The sequence below is a fragment of the Nonomuraea sp. NPDC049646 genome (genome assembly GCF_044465525.1).
Taxonomy (GTDB): Bacteria; Actinomycetota; Actinomycetes; order Streptosporangiales; family Streptosporangiaceae; genus Nonomuraea.
Genome location: NZ_JBITLU010000013.1, coordinates 1 through 22679 on the forward strand (window position 1 = coordinate 1; position 22679 = coordinate 22679).

General features: G+C 73.2%; 16 protein-coding genes. 5 read left to right on the plus strand and 11 right to left on the minus strand.

Annotation, left to right across the window (positions count from 1 at the left end):
• Positions 1-178: 178 nt before the first annotated feature.
• Complete coding sequence (locus tag ACIBQ8_RS33690; RefSeq protein ID WP_397193956.1) at positions 179-1591, plus strand: hypothetical protein; 1413 nt, start codon at positions 179-181, stop codon at positions 1589-1591.
• Positions 1592-1600: 9 nt separating this feature from the next.
• Here the strand turns inward: ACIBQ8_RS33690 and ACIBQ8_RS33695 are convergent, their stop codons facing one another.
• Positions 1601-2551 carry an SDR family NAD(P)-dependent oxidoreductase gene (locus tag ACIBQ8_RS33695; protein ID WP_397193957.1) on the minus strand — a complete coding sequence of 317 codons (951 nt, stop codon included), beginning with the start codon at positions 2549-2551 and terminating at the stop codon, positions 1601-1603.
• A 54-nt stretch (positions 2552-2605) separates the two neighbouring features.
• Between ACIBQ8_RS33695 and ACIBQ8_RS33700 the strand changes: the two genes are divergently transcribed.
• Together ACIBQ8_RS33700 and ACIBQ8_RS33705 are read left to right on the plus strand one after the other, a co-directional pair.
• On the plus strand, positions 2606-3031 hold the full coding sequence (locus ACIBQ8_RS33700; protein WP_397193958.1) for a MerR family transcriptional regulator: 426 nt from the start codon (positions 2606-2608) through the stop codon (positions 3029-3031).
• A 31-nt stretch (positions 3032-3062) separates the two neighbouring features.
• Positions 3063-3623 carry a GNAT family N-acetyltransferase gene (locus tag ACIBQ8_RS33705; protein ID WP_397193959.1) on the plus strand — a complete coding sequence of 187 codons (561 nt, stop codon included), beginning with the start codon at positions 3063-3065 and terminating at the stop codon, positions 3621-3623.
• A 2-nt stretch (positions 3624-3625) separates the two neighbouring features.
• Here the strand turns inward: ACIBQ8_RS33705 and ACIBQ8_RS33710 are convergent, their stop codons facing one another.
• The 5 genes from ACIBQ8_RS33710 to ACIBQ8_RS33730 form a co-directional block, all read right to left on the minus strand.
• Positions 3626-4099, minus strand: a complete 474-nt coding sequence (locus ACIBQ8_RS33710; RefSeq protein WP_397174557.1) for a MarR family winged helix-turn-helix transcriptional regulator — start codon at positions 4097-4099, stop codon at positions 3626-3628.
• Positions 4096-5571, minus strand: coding sequence for an MFS transporter (locus ACIBQ8_RS33715; RefSeq protein ID WP_397193960.1), 1476 nt, complete (start codon positions 5569-5571; stop codon positions 4096-4098). Before ACIBQ8_RS33715 ends, ACIBQ8_RS33710 begins: the two co-directional genes overlap by 4 nt.
• 100 nt (positions 5572-5671) lie before the next feature.
• Positions 5672-5830: a hypothetical protein gene (locus ACIBQ8_RS33720; RefSeq protein ID WP_352354877.1), complete on the minus strand. Its 159-nt coding sequence runs from the start codon at positions 5828-5830 to the stop codon at positions 5672-5674.
• Positions 5827-11907, minus strand: a complete 6081-nt coding sequence (locus ACIBQ8_RS33725) for an RHS repeat-associated core domain-containing protein (protein ID WP_397193961.1) — start codon at positions 11905-11907, stop codon at positions 5827-5829. The genes ACIBQ8_RS33720 and ACIBQ8_RS33725 overlap by 4 nt, the downstream gene beginning before the upstream one ends.
• A gap of 14 nt (positions 11908-11921) precedes the next feature.
• Positions 11922-15107, minus strand: a complete 3186-nt coding sequence (locus ACIBQ8_RS33730) for a DNRLRE domain-containing protein (RefSeq protein WP_397193962.1) — start codon at positions 15105-15107, stop codon at positions 11922-11924.
• A gap of 280 nt (positions 15108-15387) precedes the next feature.
• Here ACIBQ8_RS33730 and ACIBQ8_RS33735 point away from each other — a divergent pair, with 280 nt between their 5' ends.
• Positions 15388-18357, plus strand: coding sequence for an AfsR/SARP family transcriptional regulator (locus ACIBQ8_RS33735; protein WP_397193963.1), 2970 nt, complete (start codon positions 15388-15390; stop codon positions 18355-18357).
• Between the two features lie 54 nt (positions 18358-18411).
• On the opposite strand, the gene ACIBQ8_RS33740 is transcribed toward ACIBQ8_RS33735, so the two are convergent.
• The 3 genes from ACIBQ8_RS33740 to ACIBQ8_RS33750 form a co-directional block, all read right to left on the minus strand.
• Positions 18412-18810 carry a hypothetical protein gene (locus ACIBQ8_RS33740; protein WP_397193964.1) on the minus strand — a complete coding sequence of 133 codons (399 nt, stop codon included), beginning with the start codon at positions 18808-18810 and terminating at the stop codon, positions 18412-18414.
• A gap of 113 nt (positions 18811-18923) precedes the next feature.
• Positions 18924-19694 carry a class I SAM-dependent methyltransferase gene (locus ACIBQ8_RS33745; RefSeq protein ID WP_397174864.1) on the minus strand — a complete coding sequence of 257 codons (771 nt, stop codon included), beginning with the start codon at positions 19692-19694 and terminating at the stop codon, positions 18924-18926.
• Positions 19695-20037: 343 nt separating this feature from the next.
• Positions 20038-20607, minus strand: a complete 570-nt coding sequence (locus ACIBQ8_RS33750) for an ArsR/SmtB family transcription factor (RefSeq protein ID WP_397193965.1) — start codon at positions 20605-20607, stop codon at positions 20038-20040.
• Positions 20608-21165: 558 nt separating this feature from the next.
• Here ACIBQ8_RS33750 and ACIBQ8_RS33755 point away from each other — a divergent pair.
• Entirely contained in the window at positions 21166-21348 is a 183-nt protein-coding gene (locus tag ACIBQ8_RS33755; protein ID WP_397193966.1) for a transposase, read from the plus strand.
• Between the two features lie 15 nt (positions 21349-21363).
• On the opposite strand, the gene ACIBQ8_RS33760 is transcribed toward ACIBQ8_RS33755, so the two are convergent.
• On the minus strand, positions 21364-21654 hold the full coding sequence (locus ACIBQ8_RS33760; RefSeq protein ID WP_397193967.1) for a hypothetical protein: 291 nt from the start codon (positions 21652-21654) through the stop codon (positions 21364-21366).
• 585 nt (positions 21655-22239) lie between these two features.
• Positions 22240-22659 (minus strand): hypothetical protein, encoded by a 420-nt coding sequence (locus ACIBQ8_RS33765; RefSeq protein ID WP_397193968.1) that lies wholly within the window; start codon positions 22657-22659, stop codon positions 22240-22242.
• Positions 22660-22679: the final 20 nt, after the last annotated feature.

The following is a 22679-nucleotide window of genomic DNA, read 5'->3' on the forward strand; positions in this document are numbered from 1 at the left end:
CGCCCCCCCCGCCCCCAGGGGGGTTGACGCGCTGCCAAACAGCCGCGCCCCCCCCCCCCCCCCCCCGGGGGGGCCGGCCCCCCCGCCGCCCCCCCCCGCCCCCCCCGGGGGGCCGGCCGTCGCCGTTCCCGGCCCGTGAGGGGTGTCGCGATGATCGTCGCGCCCGTACGCTCCCTGCATGCCGGACCTCCTCTTACTGCTCTTCCTCCTGGCGTTGCTGGGCGTGCCCGTGCTGCTGGCCTGCGGCGCGACCGTCTTCGCCGCGGAGACCGCCCCGCGCGGGCGGCACGGCCTGATGCGCTCCGGCCATCTGGTCGCCGGCGGGTGCGTGGCGGCGGCCGGGCTCGCGCTGACGGCGCTGACGGCCTGGTGGACGGGCGAGGACGTGCACTACGACGACTTCGGCTCCAGCGTCACCCTGCTGCTGGCCGTGGTGGGCGCCACGACGTTCGCGCTCGGGCTCGGCCCCTTCGTCCCCTGGCTGCTGGGCGTGCTCGGGCGGGGTGGCGCCCGGGTTCCGGCGGCCCTGCGGCTCTCGGCCCGGCACCTGGCCGACCGGCGCGCGCGGACGGCCCCCGCGGTGGCCGCGACCATGATCGCCACGGCCTTCGCCGTCGCGGTGGCGACCGTGGCGGCGGCCGGGACCGCGCAGTCCAGGGCGCAGTACGTCCCGCAGGCGCGGCCGGGGGCGCTCGTCGTGCGGCTCGATTCCGGCAGGCCGGCGCCCGGGATCGCCGCCGTCCGGCAGGAACTGCCCGGAACGGACGTCGCCCGGGGCCTGTCGCCGGTCAATCCCTACAGCCTCACCGTGTGGACGGCCGACACCGTGTCGTCCTCCAGCCCCTACATCGGCGACCAGGCGCTGCTGCGCTACCTCACGGGGGACCCGTCGTTCCCGTACGACAAGGGCAGGGCCGTGGCGGTCACGTCCGAGAAGGGCCGGCACGACACCGCCCGGATCGAGTACCGCGCCCCCGAGGACCCGCCGGGCGATCCGAGGATCTCCAGGACGGTTCCCGCGACCGTCGTCGCCCCGACCGCCGGAGGCGTCGAGGCGGTCTTCCTGCCCGCCGAGCTCGTGCTCGGCATGGGCGTCAAGCTGGAGCTGGAGGCGCTGATCGTCGATCCCTCCCTGCACCGGGTCACGGCGGCCGACCGGGACCGCGTCCAGGAGCGGCTGGGCGAGAGCGCGCAGGCGTACCTGGAGGAGGGCTTCCGGTCCTCGCCCTACTGGCTGTTGTTCGTGGGGGCGGCCGGGCCGGCCGCCGTCGCCGGGGCGCTGGCGGCCACGGTCAGGTCGCGCCGGCCGGACCGCCTCCTGCTCCGGGTCGGCGGCTCTCCGGCCGCGGCGCGCGGTCTCACCGCCTGCCGGGCGGCCCTGGCGGCGGCCTGCGGCGCGGTGCCGGGCGCCGCCGCCGGATGTGCCGCCGGGGTGCTGCTGGCCTGGCCCTTCACGGCCTCCGCGGACTGGGACCCGGCGCCGCGGGTGCCGTTCGAGACGCCGTGGAGCTCGATCGCCCTGTCGGCCGTCGCGGTCCCCGTGCTCGCGGCGGCGGTCGCGCTGCTGGTCAGGCCCGGCCGTCGCCGGTGAGCCTGGCCGTCAGGAGAAGGCGGCCTCGCGGGTCAGGTCGGCGGAGAGTCTCCACAGGCGGGCGGCGGATCCGGGGTCGAGGGCCCAGGGCTTGACGCCGCCGATCAGCATGTCGTCGCCCGTCGCCGGCTCGGCCAGGTCGCAGTCCTGGCAGTAGGCGCCGCCGTACGCGTCCAGCAGGGGGGACGTGGCCGCCCACACCGCGGTCGCCGCGCCCTGTTCGGGGGTCTTGAAGCCGTCGGCCGGGCGTCCGTCGGCGGTGATCCAGCCCTGGGCGAGCTGTTCCTCGTGGGGGATGCGGCGTTGCAGCGGGGTGAGGATGCTGCCCGGGTGCACGGCGAAGGCATGCAGTCCGTCGGCCGCGCCGAGGGCGTCGAGATGGACGGCGAACAGGGCGTTGGCCGTCTTGGACTGCCCGTAGGCCGCCCAGTGGTCGTAGCCGTGGCGGAAGTGCGGGTCGTCCCAGCGGATGTCGGACAGGAAGTGCCCCGAGGAGGAGACCGACACCACCCGGGCCCCGGCGAGCGCCGGGCGCAGCCGGTTGACCAGGGCGAAGTGGCCGAGGTGGTTGACGGCGAGATGCGCCTCCCAGCCGGGGCCGACCGGCCGGTGGGGGTAGGCCATGACGCCCGCGTTGCCGATGACGATGTCGAGGCCGCGGCCGCTCTCCAGGAACCGGTCGCCGAAGGCGCGGACGCTGCCGAGGTCGGCCAGGTCCAGCTCGGCCACCTCCGTGCGGGGGAGGTCGCGCAGCGCGTCCCTCGCCACGCCGGGACGGCGGGCGGGCACGACGACGTGCGCTCCGGCCCGTACCAGCGCGCGGGTGGCCGCCAGGCCGAGGCCCGAGTAGCCGCCGGTGATCAGGACGTTCCTGCCGGACAGGTCGATGCCGGCCAGGACGTCGTCGGCCGTGCTGTGCGCGCCGAAACCCGAGCCGATTCTGCGTTGTGTGGGTGCCATGTCCCCGACCGTAGAATCTAGACTGCAATCTAGGTCAAACTATGGCGAGGTGCCATGAGCGGGGACGCGGACCGCCTGTCCATCGGGGACGTCGCGCAGGCCACCGGCCTCGGCGTCCACGCGCTGCGCTTCTTCGAGCGCGAGGAGCTGTTCCTGCGCCCGATCCCGCGTACGGCCGGCGGCCAGCGGGCCTACGACCGGGCCGACGTGGAGTGGCTGCTGCTGTGCAACCGGCTGCGCGAGTCCGGCATGCCGATCGCCACCCTGCGCAGGTTCGCCCGGCTCGTACGCTCGGGACCGGGCAACGAGCCGGAGCGGCTCGCGCTGCTGGAGGAGCACGAGCGGGCCGTCCGCGAGCGGATCGCCGGCCTGACGGCGAGCCTGGAGATCATCCACGGCAAGGTCGTCGCCTACCGCCGGCACGTCGAGGACGGCACCGCGGCCGGGGTCTGGTCACCGGCCCCGCCGCCTTCGTCCTAGAGCCGGCGAGGGGGCCTAGGATCAAGGACCCATGAGCCGGTTGCCCACGCTGTCCGCCACGGAGATCCGCGCCGAACGCCTGCTGCTGCGCAAGGCACACGACGGCGACCGGGACGGTCTCGTCGAGCTGATGACCGACCCCGAGGTGCGCGAGCACCTGGGCGGCCCGCGGCCGCGGGACGAGGTCGAGCGTTTCCTCGACACGGCCGGAACCGCCGCCGCGACGGCCGCGCCGGGCGCCTACGTCATCGCCGACCTCGTCACCGACCGGCTGCTCGGGACGCTGGCGCTCGACCGCCGCGCGGCCGGTCGTCCCGGGCACGTCACCGGCGACGGCGAGGAGCTGGAGCTGTCCTACGTGCTGCGCCGCCCGGCGTGGGGGAACGGGCTCGCCCACGAGGCGGCGACGGCCGCGCTGCGCGCCGCGGCGGGCGAGCTGCCCGACCAGCCGGTGGTGATCGTCACCCGGACGGCGCACGGACGGTCGCTGAGACTGGCCGCCCGCCTGGGCTTCCGGCCGGTCGCCGCCTTCGAGGAGTTCGGCGCCGAGCAGACGCTCTGCGCCACCCGCCTGGCCTGCTTCAAGGGCTGACCTCACCGCCGGCGGGCCGGCTCCTCCGGGGTGAGCAGGAGGGCCATGATCCGGTCGAGCGCGGCCAGGTCGGCGGGGTCCAGGGCGAGCAGGGAACGCGGCGGGCGGGCCAGGATGCGCTCGGCCTCCTCGGCGGCGGCCGTCCCCGCCGGGGTCAGCGTGACGATCTTGCTGCGGCGGTCGTCGGGGGAGACGCTGCGGGTCACGTGGCCGCGCCGCTCCAGGTCGTCGACCATCAGGGTGGTGTACGGCTTGTCGGTGGACAGCTCGGCGGTCAGCTCCCGCATGGTCATCGGCCCGGCCAGCAGGCGGCGCAGCGCCTTGACCCGGAAGAAGCTCATGCCGAGCGTCTCGGCCACCTCCTTGCGGCGGTCCTCCTGCCGCAGGACGAGGTCGTACATCGCCGCCCAGACGCGGGCCACGGCGTCGTGCCCGGAACTGCCGGAACTGCCGGGACTGCCGGAGGTGTCGGTCATACAGCGTCCGCCGTTCTGTCGGGAGCGTGGGCGAGCCGTTCGGCGGTACGGGTGGCGCTGCGGCGGGCCCAGCCGGTCGTGGTCAGGATACCGAGCAGCAGGATGGCCAGCCCGCACCCGGCGACGATCCACCAGCCGATGTGGCTGGCCCGCGGGAACCCGGCGGCGAACGGGCCGGCCACCGCCGAGGTGACCAGCGAGCCGATGACCGCGACGCCGAGCGACTGGCCGATCTGGCGGCTGGTGGAGGCCACCGCCGCGGCCACGCCGGCCTGGGCGCGCGGCATGCCGGACACGGCGGTGTTGGTGATCGGCGCGTTCAGCATGCCGAACCCCACCCCGAACAGCACGTACGCGGCCATGAGCCGCCAGGTCGGCGTGTCCGCCGCCAGCCCCGTCATGATCAGGCCGCTGGCCGCCATGGTGACCCCGGCCACCACCAGCGGGACGCGCGGCCCGGCGTTCCCGACGATCCGGCCCGACAGCGGCGCGCAGAGCACGGTGAGCCCGGCCATGGGCAGCGTGTAGAGGCCGGCGTGCAGGGCGGACAGGCCCAGCACGTCCTGGAGGTAGAGGGTGTTGACGAACAGGAACCCGGCCAGCGCGGCGAAGCCGCACACCGCGATGACGGTGGCCCCGGTGAACGGCGCGCTGCGGAAGAAGCGCAGGTCGATCAGCGGGTCGGTGCGGCGCAGCTCGTACGGCGCGAGGACGGCCAGCGCCAGCGCCGCGACCGCGAAGCAGCCCAGCGTGCGCGGGGACGCCCAGCCGGCCGACGGCGCCTCGATGAAGCCGTACGTCAGGGTGGCCAGCAGCACGATGACCAGCGCCTGCCCGACCGGGTCCACCCGGCGCGGGCGCGGCGCGCGCGACTCGGGGACGAACAGCGCGCACAGCGCGAACGCGGCCAGGCCCACCGGGATGTTGATCCAGAAGATCGCCTGCCAGCCGACCGAGTCCACCAGCGTGCCGCCGACCAGCGGGCCGAGCGCCATGCTGATGCCCACCACGCCGCCCCACACGCCGATCGCCCGCGCCCGCTCGCGCGGCTCGGTGAAGGTGTTCGTGATGATCGACATGGCGACCGGGTTGAGCATCGACCCGCCGACGGCCTGCAGCGCCCGCGCCGCGATCAGCCAGCCGAGGCCGGGCGCGAGCGAGCACATGAGCGAGCCGAGCGTGAACAGCGCCAGCCCCGTCTGGAACGTGCGCCGGCGGCCGACCCGGTCGCCGGTCGAGCCGGCCAGCATGAGCAGGCTCGCCAGCACCACCGTGTAGGCGTCGATGATCCACTGCAGGCCGGACATGGAGGCGTTCAGGTCGCGGCGGATGGCCGGCAGCGCGATGTTCACGATCGTGTTGTCCAGCCCGACGATGAACAGGCTCATGCAGCAGATGGCCAGCACGAGCAGCCGCCGGCGAGGGCTGAGCGCGGGGGCGGGGGAGAGGGGCGCTCTACTCGTTATAGGCATATAACGATTATATTCGCACAACTAAACACATGTCCGCTCACCCCCCGCGAACGCCGTACGGCCCCCGGCCGCCCGTCCGGGCGTCCAGGGGCCGCAGGGCCTAGTCGAGGAAGGTCGCGGCGGCCACCGTGAGCGCGGTCACCGCGTACACCGACACCTCCTCGGGCAGCAGGAGGACCGCCAGCACGTCCACCACGGCCAGCATTCCGACGACCGCCCACGTGCGCGGCCTGCGCAGGATCTCCGTCAGCCGGCTCATGGCTTGTGGAACTTGAACCAGTTGGTGAACGACCAGGTCGCCCTGGGTTGTGTGGTCATGTTCTTCGCACCTCTCAGCACTTCGGTGCCCATCGGCAGTTTCACCCCCGCCTGGGCCTTGGCCAGTTCCTGGCCCGCCTTCAGATAGCGGCCGGCGCCGCCCAGCGCCGCCCCGGTGAGCCCGGCGAAGGCCAGGCCGGTCACGCTGAACCGGTCGGAGCCCGCGTTCTGCACCGAGTAGCTCGCCATGCCGACCGCGGCCCCCAGCGCCACGCCGCACACCACGGTCACGCCGCACGCGGCCACCGCGACCGCGCCGACGACGCCGACGGCCACCGCCGCCACCGTCCGGCCCCAGCGGTCCCACCAGCCGCGCTTCTTCTTCTGCTTCTCCTTCTGCAGCGCCTCCTGCGCCTGCCTGAGCTTGGCCTGCTCCTCGGCCAGCGCGTCGCTGATGCGCTTGTTCTCGGCCATCAGCTCCGCGATGCGCTGGGCCGCGGCCGGATCGGTGTACCGCAGCATGCACGACTGGCTCGTGCACGCGCCGGGGTTGCTGGTGCCGCCGCTGCTGCGCCCGGTGCCGCCGCCCCTGGAAGGAGCGGGGGACGGCGCCGCGCCGACGGAGGTCAGCTGCACCTGCGCCGGCGCGGGCGGAGGCGGCGGCTGGATGGGCCGGCCGTCGGGACGGATGCCCATGTCCTTGCACTCCTGGCCGTCGCAGACGCGCAGGCCGGTCGGGTCGGACCAGGCGACGGGGTTGTTGCTGGCGTAGGCGTAGCCGTTGATCTGCTGCGGGTCCGTCAGGTCCATGACCGGGTCGGCCGAGACGAACCGGCCGGTGGCCACGTCGTACTCGCGCGCGCCCAGGTGGGTCAGGCCCGTCGAGTCGTCCACGGTGCCGCCGACGAACCCCTTCTGGCTCGGCCAGGACGCCGGCGCGGCGCCCCGGGACCCGCCGTAGGGAGTGGTGGACCTGCGGCCGTAGGCCAGCGTGGTGGCGTTGACCACCAGCTCCTCGGTGTCGTGCCGGTCGCCGAGCAGGTAGTTGACCTTCCCGTCGCCGGTGCGCACCACCGTGGCCCGCGGGCCCTCGTAGTAGCGGGTGCCGCTCACCTTGCCCCCGGCCAGCGTCAGCTCCTGGCCGTCGAGGTAGAGGGTGACCGAGCCGGGGTCGCGGCGGATGATCCGGTTGCCGTCGGCGTCGTGGACGAAGGTGCTCGTCCGGTCCCCGACGGTGGAGGCGCTCAGGTCGCCCTCGGCGTTCCAGGTCAGGGTCTGGTCGCCGAGCGCGGTGACGCGCCGCCTGGTGTTGCCGGTCGCGTCGTACTCGTAGGTGTCGGTACGCGCGCCGGGGCCGGTCGTCTCCACCTTCTGCAGCGTGTGCGGCTGCGGCCGGCCGGCGGCGGGATAGGTGTAGACCCGGGTCACGTCGCCCGCCCCGCCGTGCTGGACCTCCTTGGTCCGGTTGCCGACCACGTCGAAGGCGAACGACTGCCAGTAGGGGGCCGGCCCGCCGACGGTCGAGGCCGACGGGGCCGCCGCGCAGTCGTCCGTGGCGGTCCACGCCTCGGTCAGCCGGCGCCGGTGGTCGTAGGCGTAGCACTGGGTGTCGGTCGCGGACCGGTCGTCCCGGTCGTCCCGGACGCTGGTGACGTCGCCCGCCGGGTTGTAGGTGAACACCGCGTCGTCCATGGTCTGCGGCCCGCTCCTCTCCCGGTCGTCGACCGACCGGGCCAGGCGGCGGGTGGCGTCCTGGTACTCCAGGGTGCGCACGACCCGGGCGCCCACGTCGCCGAGCACGGTCTGCAGGACCTCGCCGTAGGGCGAGTACTGCGTGCCGCCGACGTACACGCGCGAGCCGTTGTCGAGGGAGGCGAGCGCGCCCAGACGGGTGTAGCCGGGCCGGACGGTCTCGGCGGGCAGCCCGCCGGCCGCCTGGTAGGAGGTCGAGGCGAGCAGCCCGCTGACCGGCCGGTACGTCGTGCCGACGGTGTACGTCCCGGCCAGCAGCCCCTCCGACGGCGGGATCGTCACCGTCGTGCCGGTCTGGCGGCCCGCGGCGTCGTAGCCCCTGACCGCGGTGACGTACGCGCCGCCCTCGTCGTACCGGGTGGCGGAGGCCGGCAGGCCCTTGCCGCCGGGCAGCGTGTCGTAGGCCCACTCGGCGAGCCTGTCGGCCCCCTGCGCGACCGACGTCTTGCGGCCGAGCTCGTCGTAGGCGTACGTGAGCGTGACGCCGCGGGCGTCGGTGGTGCCGGTGCGGCGGCCGGCCGCGTCGTAGGTCCAGCGGGTCAGGCCGACGTCCGGGTCGGACAGCGACGTCCGGCGCCCGCGCAGGTCGTAGGTGTAGGTCCAGGTGTTGCCTGCCGGGTCGACCACCTTGGTCACCCGTCCCGCCTGGTCGTAGGCGTAGGTCGTGACGTCGGCCCGGGAGTCGGCGAAGTCCGCCACGCGGCCCGGGTACTGCCGCAGCTCGGTCGTCCGGCCCCGGACGTCGGTCACCGTCAGCGTCGCGGCGGCGCCCTCCGGCGGGACGGTCGCGGTGTAGTTGCCGCCGTAGGAGGTGGTCCCGCGCCACTTCTCGACGTTCAGCGACTTGAAGATCTCGGCCGTCTGGCGGCTCTGGCCGTCGTACTCGGTGACGGTCTGCGCGGGAACCACGTTGTCCGGGGCGCCGAACAGCGACGTGTCCGGCGCGGAGGCGTTCCAGTAGGTGGCGTTGGTCTTCCAGGGCCGGCCGTGGGAGTCCAGGAACGTGTCGGTGATCAGGCGGCCGCCGCCGTGGGCGTCCTGCTGGGTCTGCCGCTCGCGCAGCAGGCCGTCGTACAGGGTGGTCGTCGCCTTGTAGGAGCCGTCGTCGAGCAGCTCCTTCTTCGTCACCGCCGTCGGCGCGGCGCCGGAGATGGCGTAGCCGTAGACGATGTCGGCGGCGGCGCCGCGGTCGTGGCCCGGCAGCCACACCTTGACCAGCCGGCCCAGCGCGTCGTGGTCGGTGAAGGTGGTGCGGCCGTTGGCGTCGGCCGACGAGAGCGTCAGCCCGCGCACGCCGTCCAGGGTCGTGGTGGTGCTGAAGCCCTTGGGGTCGGTGACGGTCGTCGCCGTCGGCAGGCCGGTGGCCGGGCTGTAGGCGGTGGTGGTCAGGCGGCCCAGCTCGTCGGTCGTGCCGGTGGTCCGGCCGTAGGCGTCGTAGGTCGCCGTGGTGGCCACGTGCACGGGGGTGGCGCCGTCGAGATGGTCGAGCGTCTCGGTCCTGGTGGCGTGCGCCTGGCCCGGCTTCGGCGCGGCCCCGAGCGCCTGGCCGTCGTAGAAGGTGCGGGTCTCGGAGAGCACCGCGCCGGGCGCGGCGCAGGTGCCGCCCGTGGTCCTGACCACCGACGGGTACGACACCAGCCAGGCGGCGGTGTCCCGGGCGGTGTAGGCGGTGGTGACGCACTCCTCGTCGCCGGTGACCGCCGTGTCGCCCTGGTCCGCCGACGACAGCACCTGGCCCAGGTCGTCATGGGTGTAGTCGGCGCGGGTGCGCCGCCAGGCGGTGCCCGTCGCCGTGCTGATCAACGTGCGGCTGCGCTTCACGGACGTCCCGGTCCGCCGGGCGGTGAGCGCCGCCCGGCCCTTCACCGCCCTGGTCGCGGTGACCGGCGACGTCCACGGCTCGGAGACGGCCGCCGAGGCGAGCGCGCCGCCCTCACCGGTGTAGGTGAGGGTCTCCAGCGTGGTCCCGGCCAGCGCCGGGTCGTCGCTCACCTGGTTGCCCTCGGAGTCGGTCACCGTCCCGCCCAGGCCGCGCAGGTAGACGGTGTCGCTCTGGCTGCGCGCGGTCGCGCCGACCCGCGTGCGGACGGTCCGGTAGCCGCGGAACTGGTTGTACGTGCGGTGCCTGTCCAGGGTGAACTCGCTCTCGTCCCGCACCCAGGCCGCGCCGTCCAGGTAGTCGTAGGACGTGACGACGGACTCCGAGCCGGAGCCGGCGACCTTGTCGTCCTCGACCACCTGGGTCACCACGTACTTGTGGAACCAGTCCTGGACCGGCTCGGCGTAGCCCTCGGGCGTCCACCACGACGGGTAGCAGCGCCGGGTGTTGGCCGCCGGGTCCGGCGTGGCGCCGGCCGCGCAGTCCTTGGCCGAGTAGGCGACCAGGGTGTCGGCGCCGGTGTCGGTGCCGATCCGGGTGATGCGGTACTTGTACAGCGGCGGGCGTCCCTCGTCGGAGTCCACCCGGTTCTCCATGAGCGTCCCGGCGAACGTGGTCGCGGGCAGGGTGATCGGGTCCCCGGCGCCCGACCCGGTCCGGACGATCTTCGCCAGCCACAACCCCGCCGCGGTGTTGTCGCCCGTGCCGGGGAAGTCCTGCGTCAGCGCCCAGGAGTCGACGACCCTGCCGCCCGCCTGCGTGCTGATGGACGTCAGCCGCTTGCGGGTCCAGAACGTCGGCCCGGCCGTCGCGCACTTGGCGCCGCGCGCGCAGTTCTGGTCGACCGGCGTGTCCGGCCAGTTGGCGGCGTGCGCCGCGTCGAAGACGTCGCAGCCGGACAGGCAGCGCTCGGCCACGCCGAAGCTCACCTTCGCCGCGGGCGTCGCGTAGACGTCGGAGGCGCGCAGGCCGTACTCGATGCGGGAGAGGTGGCCGGCGCGGACGTAGTCGGCGTTCGCGGTGGGGGAGCCGGCCTTGGCGTAGGAGTTGGCCTGCCGGTCGTAGTAGTAGGCCATGGCGTTGCCGTGCGGGTCCACGACGTAGTCGAGCTGCCAGCGCCAGCCCTGCGCGCAGGAGGAGTCGGCGAAGGCGGCCGCGTGGCAGGGCTCGCCGGCGTGGTTGCCGAAGACCGGCACGGTGTAGGCCGACCCGGTCTCCGGCTTCCCGGCGGTCCAGCCGGGCAGCCGGTTCCTGCCGAACCAGTACTGCGTGCCGTCGGGCCTGGTGATCCGCCAGTACTCGTTGTCGTCGTCGCCGTTGGCGGTGTCGGCGGCGGTGCCGTTGAGGTGCTCGACTTTGGAGCCGTCGTCGCGGGCCGGCCGCCAGACGCCCGAGGCGTCGTCGCGGACGAGCGCGGTGGTGGTGCCGTTCAGCGACAGGGTGGCGTTGGCCGACTTCCAGCACAGGTCGCCCGTCCTGGTGCTGTTGTTCGCGCCGTCGCCCTGGTCGTCGGCGCACCCCTGGTAGCTGCGCTCGATGAAGCCCGGCTCGTACTCCCAGCCCTCGCCCAGCCAGGACGGCTGGTTGTTGGTCGAGGCGACCCGGCCGTCCACCGCGGAGGAGGAGTAGGACAGCTCGACGGGCGGGACGAGCCCGCCGGGCACCTGCGGCACCTCGATGCCGTAGGTGTAGCCGAACCCGCCCGAGCTGCCGCCGTCCGACCACGTGCCGGACGGCGCGAGCGAGGTGGCGGCGTAGCTGCCGCTCGCCCCCTTCGGCGCGGCGACCGCCGCGAGCACCGCCCCGCCGGGCTCGGACAGGTCGGCGGTGAGCGTGCCGGTCCCGGTGTCGTTGACCGCCGCGACCGGCGTCCTGGTACGGCACCGCGGCAGGTCGGGCGTCGTCAGCGCGCACCCGGGCAGCGTCACCAGGGACAGGCGCGCGGCCCAGTCGCCGCCGAAGGCGCCCCGGACGGCCGCGTACCCCACCTTGACCGACAGCGCGCCCGGCGTGTCCGGCCGGACGGCCAGCAGCAGGCCGTCCACCCCCGCCCTGGCCGCGTCCTCGCGGGAGGACAGCTCGACCTCGGCGCCGGCCGGCCCGTCGGCGGCGGAGGCGGCCACGGTGACCGGCAGGCCGCCCGCCCGGACGCCCTTCCAGCCCGGCGCGCCCGCGCCCGCCCGCGCGGTCTGCCGCCCGGCGGCGCGCAGGTCCACCCGCGCCTTGCCCGCCGCGGGCCAGGCCACGGCGGCCGGGGCCCGCCACGCGCGGGTCTGGGAGTCCGACGGCCGCGCCGGGACGTCCCCGCGCACCTTGCCGCCGGTGACGGAGTGCTCGCGCTGCACCGGACGGATCTTGAATGCCGGCCGGGCGGCCGGCGCCGGCGACGGGTGCAACATCCCCGCCGCCAGCGCGGCCACGACGGCCAGGACTGTCGTTCGCATCATCGTCAGGCCCCGTTTCAGGAGATTCCGGTGATCCAGCCGGTCCAGCCAGGACCGCCGACGTTGACGGCCGGCTCCCGGCCCGCGGGCGAGCCGGCATAGAGGTACAGGCCGTCGGACAGCGCCGCCGTCTGGGCGGCCACCCAGAAGTCGGGGCCCTCCTTGCCAGGGGCCGGCTGGAAGGTCCTGACCCCCTCGACGTCCACGACCTGGCCCTGGAGGTCGCCGGGCGCGGCGATCCACGGGTGGCTGCCGGCCGGCCACGGCTCGTCGCCGTAGGGGCGCGGCGCGCCGAGCACGTACGTGCCGGCGTCGTCGAACGAGCCCGGGTAGAGGGTCACCGCGCCGCTGTCGCGCCGGCGCAGCACCAGGTCGGCGGCGTTGCCAGGGTCGGGGACGCCGTCGCCGTCGGCGTCGGAGAGCACGTCGCCCGGCACGAAGGCGTCGTAGCCGTCCAGCCCGAGCGGCGCCGACCCGGCCGCCCCCGACGGGACGTCGAGGACGCGCGGCGCGGCCAGCTCCCCGTCGGCCGCCAGGGCGAGCATCCCGGCCGCGGTGCCGGTGTAGAGGTCGAGCCGGCCGCCCTCGACCACGATCAGGTCGGCGCCCGGCCGCCCGTCGAGGTTGCCCGGCGCGATGATCCGGGTGGCCGCCGACCAGTCGCCGCCGCCGGGATGCCGCAGCTCCCGCCTGCCCTCGAAGTTCGGCCAGCCGGTGCCCTCGTTGGGGTACAGCGACAGCTTGCCCGAGGCCGAGCGGACGAAGATGTCCTCGTAGCCGTCCTTGCCCATGCCGTCCTCGGGGCCGACGAAGTCGCCGCGGTGGGCCAGCAGCGCGCCGCCGAAGCCCGAGGCGCCCACGTCGGTGCCGCCGTCGGTGGCGCCGTCGCCGCGGCCGGCGTACAGGCGCAGCGTGCCGCTGTTGTCGGTGGCCAGGATGTCGGGCCGGCCGTCGCCGGTCAGGTCGCCGTCGCGGTCGCCGGACACCGTACCGTCGGGCTCGGCCACGAACACCGGCGGCGCGGTGACGATCAGCGTCGTGTTGGTCGCCGCCTGCTCGGGCGACCCGTCGTACGGCGAGACGTTGCCGGCCACGTCGATGGCCGCGACGTGCAGCCGGTTGTTCGGCCAGCGGTGCGGGTAGATCTCGACGGTCGCCGAGCCGTCGGGACCGGCCTTGACCCAGGTGCCGGCCGCACACTTGCCCCCGCCGACCGACAGCGGGCGGTTGAGCCGGTAGCAGAAGCCGTCCAGGTTGGCGTCGCTGGAGGTCAGCCTGACCTTGCGGGTGTAGCGGGCGGGCACCTCGCCCACGTCGATGCGGCGGCCGTCGGCGGAGGTGACGACCGGCTTGGCCGGAGCGGTCTTGTCCACCTTGAACGGGCAGGAGTTGGTGGACCAGTCGCCGTCCACGCCGTCGGAGACGCTGGCGTGCCACCAGTAGTGGCCGCCGTCCTGGAGCTGGTCGGCGGGCACGGTCACGGTCGCGGTCGAGCCGCCGGCCACCGTGCGGGTGTCCGACCGCACGGCCGGGCCGTCGTGGAACCACAGGCCGAAGCCCACGTCAAGGTTGCCGCCGTCGGGGTCGGTGCCGGTCGCGGTCAGCGTGACGTCGGTGTTGCCGACCACCTCCCAGGCGGGGTTCGTGGCGCTGCACGGGATCGGCCGGTCGGAGGAGTTGTTGTTCCACGGCCCCTGGTAGGCGGTCTTGGAGACCAGGCGCGGAGCGCGGTTGTAGGTGACCTGGAGCACCGGGTTGGTGCCGTCCACCTTGAACTTCTTCCACCCGTAGGTGTCGCTCTCGTCGGCGGCGCGCAGCCCGAAGGTGATGTTGCTCTGGCCGTTGTTCGCCGCCTCCTGCACCGCGCCGGCCACCGCCCCGCCGGCGAAGTCCTCGCCGGCCGACCCGCACGAGCCCCAGCCGTGGGCGAAGGACTTGATCTGCAGGGTGCGGATCCAGCCGGGCTGGTTGTTCCAGGTCACCCAGTTGCCGATGCCGCCGGTCCAGCCCAAATCCACCGGACGGGCCGAGCAGCTCCAGGAGGAGACGTTGAAGACGTTGAAGGTGGCCGCGAGGATCCGGGCCCCCTGCAGGCCGTTGATGTTCATCTCGAAGTAGGCGCGGGCGGTCAGGCCGGTGTCGTTCTCGTGGCCGACCCGGGCGACCGGCGGGTTCTCGCTGCCCACCTTGTTGCCGCCGTCGTAGTAGACGGTGTTGGCGACGCCGGAGTTGCTCGCCTTCTTCACCGCGTTGGCCCAGTGGTTCCGGTAGCCGCCGCCGAAGATCGGGTCGATGACCACCGGGTAGACGGTGGCCGGGTCGTCCAGCAGGGCCTGGTCGGGCACGATCCGCAGCGTGCCGCCGCCCGCGCCCGGCTCCACGGTGGCCTTCATGGGCGCGTTGCGGACCGGGCCGTCCTCGTGCGGCTCGGCCGCGGCCAGGCCCTTGGCGGCGGCGGTGTGGGAGGAGTCCCACATGCGCGGCACCGGGGCGGAGAAGACCGGCCTGCCGCCGCCGTCTGCGGCGGTGATCCCGCCCTCGGCGGTCGCGGTCACGTCCAGGCCCTCGCCGCGCACGCCCAGCCTCAACGTGCGCACCCGGGGGTCGGCCGCGGCCGACCGGTCCTTGACGATCAGGTGGTGCACGAAGTTGTCGGGCTCGGCGATCACCTTGAGGTCCACGCCGGGCAGCACGTCGGCGTACGTGGCGGTGTCGCCGTCCAGGACGGGGGCGGGCAGCCGGGACGGCCAGCTCAGCTCCAGCTTCCTGCCGTCCTTGACCAGGGTGGCCAGCGGGCCGGCGCCGCCGCCGGAGAACGTCATCGCGAAGGTGGTGACCCGGGGGGAGATCGTGCCGTCGGGGTTGCGGCGCAGGGTGTCGTCCACCGGACGCCAGGAGCCGCCGATCCTGGCACGCACCGGGCGCAGGTGCTCGCGCCGGGTCAGGGTGCCGTCCGGGTTCGCCAGCAGCTCGCCGGTCTCGGTGCGGGCGGCGTCCACCTCGACCGGTTCGCCGGACGCGCCGGCCTTGGCCAGCGCCGCCGCCTCCGGGGTGGCTGCGGGGGTGTCGTCGGCCAGCGCCGTGGGGACCGGCGTCAGCAGCAGCGCCGTCGTCAGTGTCGTGGCCAGGACGAGCCTCCCGGTCCGGCGCCCGGACGGCGGGGGCCCGCCCGTCCGCGCCACGGCCCTCAGCTTGTCGATCACTTGTGGTTTCCTTTCACCGGGGGCCACGCGCCCTTCGAGGGCACGGCCGTACCGCCGCGGGGAGGTCGTCGGGAGTGGGGTCGTCACACGGCTCGGCCGCGCCGGACGGGTTCGGGTCCGGCGCGGCCGTCGTCAGTTGGCCGCAGGTTCACGGCATGGTCACGCGCATCACGCTAGGACGGCCGATCCTTGATCCACCCTCGCCGCATCCTCGCCGCGTCCTCGCCGTCGGACGGCGGCGATCCGCACGCCGGCGGGGCCGGGAACAAGGGGGAACGCGATGGCCGCAGCCTGGTTCGGCATGCTGGGACCGATGGACGTCAGGGTGGCCGGACGCCCCCTCGCGCTGCACGGCCCACGCCAGGAGAGGACGCTCGCCGCGCTGCTGCTCGACGCCGACCGCGTCGTCACCGTCGACCGGCTCGTGGACGTCGTCTGGGAGGAGCCGCCCGCCTCCGCCCGCCGGCAGATCCAGGACCTGGTCACCCGGCTGCGGCGCACCCTGGCCGACGCCGGCGCCGCCCCCGGCGTGATCACCACCCAGCGCGCGGGCTACCTGCTGCGCCCCGGCGAGCGCGGCCTGGACGCCCGTGCCTTCGAGAGCCTGACCGCGGCGGCGCGGCAGACCGCCCGCACCGATCCGGCGGGGGCCGTGGCCGGGTACCGCGAGGCGCTGTCGTTGTGGCGCGGGCCCTTCCTGGCCGGCGTCCGCGGCCGGGCCTTCGAGGGCGCGGCCCGGATCTGGCAGGAGCGCCGGCTCGCGGCCGTGGAGGAGTGCCTGGCGCTGGAGCTGTCGCTGGGCCGCCACCACGAGGTCACCGCCGAGGCGCTGACGCTGGTGGAGCAGCATCCGGTCCGGGAGTCCCTGGTCGAGCTGCTGATGCGGGCGCTGCACGGCGCGGGCAGGCTGGCCGACGCCCTCGACGCCTACCGGGCGCTGCGGCGGCGGCTGGCCGACGAACTGGGGCTCGACCCCGGGGCAGGGCTGCGACGCCTGCACGACACACTGCTGCGTTCCCAGACCGTCGCGTCGGGGCCCGCGTCTGCGCCTGCGTCCGCGTCCGGGTCTGCGTCCGGGTCTGCGTCCGAGCCCGCGTCCGGGCACGTCGCGGCGATGCTGCCGCCCGGTGTGTATGGGTTCGTCGGCCGCGCCGCCGAGCTCGCCCGCCTGGACGCCCTGCTCGCCGCGGCGGGTGAGCAGCCGGCCGCCGTGGTCGTGGCGGCGGTGACGGGCACCGCGGGCGTGGGCAAGACGGCGCTCGCCGTCCACTGGGCCCACCGCGTCCGCGACCGGTTCCCCGACGGTCAGCTCTACGTGAACCTGCGCGGCTTCGACCAGAGCGGGCGGCCGATGACGCCGGTCGAGGCGATGCGCGTCTTCGGCGACGCGCTGGGCGCTCCGGCCAACCGCGTCCCGGCCAGTCCTGAGGCGTGGACCGGGCTCTACCGCAGCCTGCTGGCCGGACGCAGGATGCTGATCGTGCTGGACAACGCGCGCGACGCCGAGCAGGTACGGCCACTGCTGCCCGGCGCGCCCGGCTGCCTGGTGCTGGTGACCAGCCGCGACCAGCTCTCCGGCCTGGTCGCCGCGGAGGGCGCGCACCCGCTCCGGCTGGACCTGCTGTCCGTGCCCGAGGCGCGGGAGCTGCTGGCCCGGCGGCTGGGCGGCGAACGGGTGGCCGCCGAGCCGGGCGCGGCGGCGGAGATCATCGAGCGGTGCGCGCGGCTGCCGCTGGCACTGGCCGTCATCGCGGCCCGCGCAGCCACCCACCCGGGCTTCCCCCTGGCCGTCATCGCCGACGAGCTACCCCCCGTCCACTGCGACCACGCCCCGCACGCGGGCCATGCGGGCCACGCCGAACACGCCGGCCAGTACGGCGGCCCGGCCGCCGGTCTGTACGCCAACCTGGACGCCTTCGACGCCGACGGCCCCGGCACGCAGCTCCGCCTCGTCTTCTCCTGGTCCCATCAGGGGCTCAGCGGCGGGGCCGGGCGTCTGTTCCGGCTGCTCGGGCTGCATCCGGGGCCCGACCTCAGCCTGCCGGCCGCGGCCGGACTGGCGGGCCTGCCGGCGGCGCGGGCGCGGGCGTTGCTGGGCGAGCTGTGCCGCGCCCATCTCCTCAGCCAGCACGTCCCCGGCCGCTACACCTTCCACGACCTGCTGCGGGCCCACGCCGTGGAGCTCGTCCAGGAGCTCACCCCCGAGGCCGAACGCCGGGCCGCGACGCGCCGGCTCCTCGACCACTACCTGCACACCGCCCGCACCGCGGCAACCCTCCTCAACCCCCACCGCGACCCACTCCCCGCCCCACCCCCCACCCCGCAAACCACCCACGAGAAGCCGCCCTCCGGCGGCGGGACCACCTACCATGAGCCGCCCTCCGGCGGCGGGGCCGTGTTCGAGGAGTCGGCGGGCGGGGCGCTGGCCTGGTTCACCGCCGAGTGCGCCGTGCTCGTCGCCGCGGTCGCGCGGGCGGCCGCCCTGGGCTTCGACGCCCATGCCTGGCAGCTCGCCTGGACCCTGGCCGACTTCCTGGACCGGCGCGGCATGCGCCACGAGCACCTGGCCGTCCAGACCACCGCGCTGGCCGCCGCGCGGCACGCCGGCGACCGGCTCGGGCAGGCGTGCGTCCACGGCAACCTCGGCTGGGCCAACACCGCGATCGACCGCTTCGACGACGCCCGCGCCCACTTCCGGCTCGCCCTCGACCTGTACGGCGAGCTCGGCGACCCGACCGGCCAGGCCCGCGTCCACGGCAACCTGTCCACGATGTACAGCATCCAGGGCCGCCACCAGGACGCCCTGCACCACGTCACCCAGGCCCTCACCCTGTACCGCGCGGCCGGCCACCTGACCGGCCAGGCCCGCGCGCTGAACGCCGTCGGCTGGTTCCACGCCCAGCTCGGCGACCAGGAACAGGCGCTCGCCCACTGCCGCCAGGCGCTCGACCTGCACCGGCGGCTCGGCGACGTCCTCGGCCAGGCCAACTCCTGCGACAGCCTCGGCTACGCCTGCCATCTCCTCGGCCGCCACGAGGAGGCCGTCTCCTGGTACGAGCGCGCCGTCGAGCTGTTCCGCGAGGCCGGCGACCGCTACCACCAGGCCGACACGCTCACCCGCCTCGGCGACACCCTGCACGCGGCCGCCCTCCCGGACGCCGCCGCCGACACCTGGCGCCAGGCACTCACCCTCCTGGAAGCCCTCGCCCACCCCTCCGCCGCCGAAGTCAGAACCCGCCTGACCGGCTGACCCGTAGTTGTTCCCGGCATTGCGCGCCGTCCCCTCGCCACCGGCGGTCGCGTGTCAGCGCCTTCCCTGCCAGGAGTAGAAGTCGCCCTCCAGATGCTCGAAATGGTGATCGACGTGGTCCTCCGACCACTCCACGTCCTCAAGGATCGGAGCCGGATCGCCCTGGGGGCTCCAGGCGTAACCGTAGGGGCTCTGCAGGGCCTCGCCCTGCTGGAAGACGACCACACCGTGCTCGCGGCGGACCTCCTCGAAGTCCATCCCGCCGACGGCGCGGGGGCCGAGCCGGTCCCCCTCCCTCACCGTGCGGGCGAACGCCTCCACCTCGGCCGCCGAGCGGATGAATCGCTGGTCATCGGTGTCGCGGAAGGCCACGATCGCCGCAACCACGATGACCGCAGCCGTGAGGACGCCGAAGAACGCCAAGACTCTCGAACGCGAACCGCTGACCGACACGCGACCTCCTTCTGATCGTCCCGGACAGCAGCTTCCAATGATCGCAAACCGGCAGAACCGAGAGTGTCAGCGAAGATGACCGTACAGAACCGAAGGCCAACCTCTGCCTGAAGTCAGCCGGCTTCGAGAACGAAGAACAAGAAGCACAGGAACCTCGTGCGGGTCGGCTCGAACTCGCGGAGCTCCTCGGCGAACACTTCGCGGGCCTCCGGCACGAACGGCGGTTCGCTGATGACGCTGATGCGGAACCCCGCCGCGGCGAAGGCCTCGGTCATCGCATGCAGCGGCCGGTTCCAGAACCTCATCTGGACGGTCTGCCCGCCCATGACCCATTCTTCGGTCCGGCTGCGGGTCTCGAAGTACTTGGGCCTTTCCCCGGCCATGTGCTGAAAGAGAGCGACGCTGAAAGGATGGTCGACCGAGACGAGGAGCCTGCCACCAGGCCTCAGCACGCGTCGAAGCTCGGCCAGTGTCGGCCCCCAGTCCTCCAGGTAGTGCAGCACCAGCGACGCGACGACGTCGTCGAACGCCTCGTCGGGAAAGGGCAGCGGCTCGGTCAGGTCGGCGACCCGCAGGTCCGCGTCGTCGCCCAGCCGCCGCCGGGCCTGTTCCAGCATCCCGGCGCTCGCGTCGATGCCGGTCACGACGGCGCCCCGATCGCGCAGCTCGGCGAACAGGGGACCCGAGCCGCAACCGGCGTCGAGGATGCGCCTTCCGGCCACGTCCCCGGCAAGCTCCAGCATCGCGGGCCGCTCGTAGTACGCGTTGAGCAGACTGGTTTCGTTCTCGGCCGTGTAACCCTCAGCCATCCTGTCGTAGTCGTTGAGTGGGGAGGGGGTCGCGGTCTCAACGTGATCTTCGGGCATGGTGGACATGCGGGCCATTTTGGCCCAGCAGTCTCTGCGGCGCTCGCGTATCGACATAGACCGTAGCCAGCAGGGGATCGGTCTTTCTTGGCCCGCGTAAGGACCATGCGATGCTCAGATGTCTCAGAGCCGGGCAGACCGGAGCGTCTCGGCGTCAATGGGCCGGCGACCTCAGGAGCATCAGGAAGGTTCGAGGTGATCGGCGAGGCGGCGGAGGGTGACCGCGAACCGACCGCGTAGGCGCGGAAGAAGACGCCGGCGCGAGCGTGGCGGGATGGTGCGTAAGCGTGCGGCATCGGCTCGCTGTTCAGCGAGGTAGGCGCGACCCCACTCCTCATGCATGAAATACACGGAAGGCTCCTCAGGGCTCTTCCGGGAATGCGTGGTAGAAGATGAAGATCGGGCGGGTGTCCGGCGGAGGCTCGCTCGACTCGACGCGCGCCTGGGTCAGTTCCCGCCACGGCTTCAGTACGGCATTGAGCTGCTCGGCGAGCTGTGCGAGCTCATCTTTGGTGAGGCGAAGGTGGCGGCTGCTTCCGAAGGACGCGTGGCGCCAGTCCTCGGGAAGTGTCATATGAGTGCGTTCGAAGTCCCGCAGCCGCTCGAACTGGTCGATCACCCACTGTGAAGTCCACGCCTGAAGCGCGGCTCTGGCCTCCGGGGCTTCGAAGTCCCGCACCAAGGCCCACCCGGTCAAAGCTGCCCGCACCCAGCGTTCCCGGCTGTCCCGGGCGAGCTCCGGGACGTCCTCGATCAACCCATGTGGCTGCATTTGCCGCAGGTGATAGCTCACCTGGCCGGGATCGGCGTCCATCCGTCTGGCGAGCTCGCTCACCGTGACCGGGCCGATCCGGAACAGGAGGCTGAAGAGCTTCATCCGGAACCGGCTGGTCATGACCTTGAGCACGTCCACGTCGTCGATCTGGCGCATGGCCAGGACGGTAGGACCAGCATGGGAAGATGCTCAAGGCACCTACTGGATCTTGAAACCGCGCCTTGGAACTCCTGGCGGTCGTAGATCAAGAGGGCCGGTCGGCACAAAGGCGCCCGCGGTCTCATGAACGATCCATTCCCAGAGCAAGATCAAATCCTCCGGTGGAGGACTGCCCGAACCGCCGATCCACTCTCGCAACTCGTTCTCACGTACGACTTCTCCCTTCCACTTGAGACAGATGGACGACGTGCCAGTCCCGGGTTCCGCCGTTGACGTCCCCCGCCGTGACAGTGCGTTGGTACTGCGCCATCGGGGGTCGGTAGTGCCGGCCGCTCCTTGATGGGCATGGCGTGCAACGGGCCGCCGGACGGGGCCGGGAATTGTCGGTTTCTCCCCTCTCACATGTCAGCTACGAAGGGGGGCGCATGTCGTTCACGGCTGTTCACCCCAGCCTCGGGCGGATCGATGCCACGCTCACCGATCCAAGGCCTGTACGGAGTTGAGATCAGAGGGATCGCCTGCGGTATGGCCGGTGGCGCCGGTAGGCCATCGAACATGGCGCGTGGAGACCTCACCGACGAAGAATGGTCCTTGATCGAGCCCCATTCACCGCTGGGCGAGCGGGGGCCGATCCCGGATCTGCGGCGGCTGTTCAATGCGGTGAAGTGGTGGGTTCGTCCCGGCAGTCGGTGGCGTGACCTGCCGGAGGTTCTGCGGCGAACAGTTCGGCTCGGGTGAAGGTGCCCTTGGTGATCAAAGGTCGTAGTCGGAGCGCCAGTTGACCACGAGCTCGTCCGACCGTGACGCGTACGCCTCCAGGTAGTCGTACCACTTGGAATACCGCGGCGTCGCGGTCGTGACGTCGTACGCCTGATTGAACGCCAACCAGACACGGGTCTGTGTGAGACCGAGCTGGGCGAGGGGCGCATTCGTCGCCGTGCCGTATTTCCAGCTGTTCGGCGCCGCGCTCAACTGCCGGCCCGGCGGGAATGGGAAGGCGCTGTTGTAGGGGGCGACCAAGGGGACCTGCACGGTGTTCGCCACGGGTTCCGACGCCGTGGCGGCGGTGGGGCTCGCGACACTCCCGACGCATAACTCGCGCCCGAGGTCAATGCGACCGTTCCGATCGCCAATCCCATTGCTGCAAACATCGTACGACGGCGTGATAGACGACTCGTGGCACCGCTTTCATAAACGGACAGGATGATCACTTGGGGCGAGAGCATAGCGTCCTACGACGCCTTCCATGACGGCACCCGGCGCTCGTCCAAGCCGCCTCCGTCAGCCCGGATTCCGGCGAAGCTGGGATGGCGACCAGGGCCGGGCCCGAGGGAGGAGAACAGGCGTTCTCCGAGGTCATGAGGTAGGCGCAAACGCGCTCAGCATCACACAGGGCGGGGCATGGTCGTAGCCGGGTCAGGCAGCGATGCCTTGCGTCACCTGTACCGAATCAAGATCGGTTCGCGGCCGCAGAACCGGACGGCGTGCCGGTGGCCGTCGCCGGACAACGGCTGTCCGGACGCAGCGAAGGTGGCGGTGGACCCTGCCCTCGACCTGGGCACTGTCATTTCGATGGGCGTTGAATTACGGATGCTCGCGTCATCGAAGTCGGCAGTACCGGGTCGAAGATCACGTTCCCTTGAGTGATGGCCCAGGGCTGTCGGCTGCCCCTTCAGGGAGTCGGACGCCGTGCGCTTGCAGCCGGGAGAGAATCAGGTCTCGGAGCTCGCGTTCTCGGGCGGCGGCTTCGTGACGTCCGGTGCGATCGGCGGCTGCGGCCCAGCGTTCGAGGACGTCGATGGTGAGCAGCCATTGGGCGATCGTGAGCTTGGGTTTCACGATCTCGTCCGGTGGCGGCCACGAGCCGGAGCCTGGGATGCCGGGTGTCCAGTGGGCGATCTGATCCCAACCGGCCCTGCGGATGCTGCGCGCGAGGTCGGCCCGCTGGCGATTGCCGTTCACCGTCTCGACGCTGGCGTCGTTGTCCATGGACGCGTCGATCAGCCCCCACTGCCGGAGAGGCATCGCGATGATCAGGCCGGCACTCATGTCGGCATGGTGCCGAGATC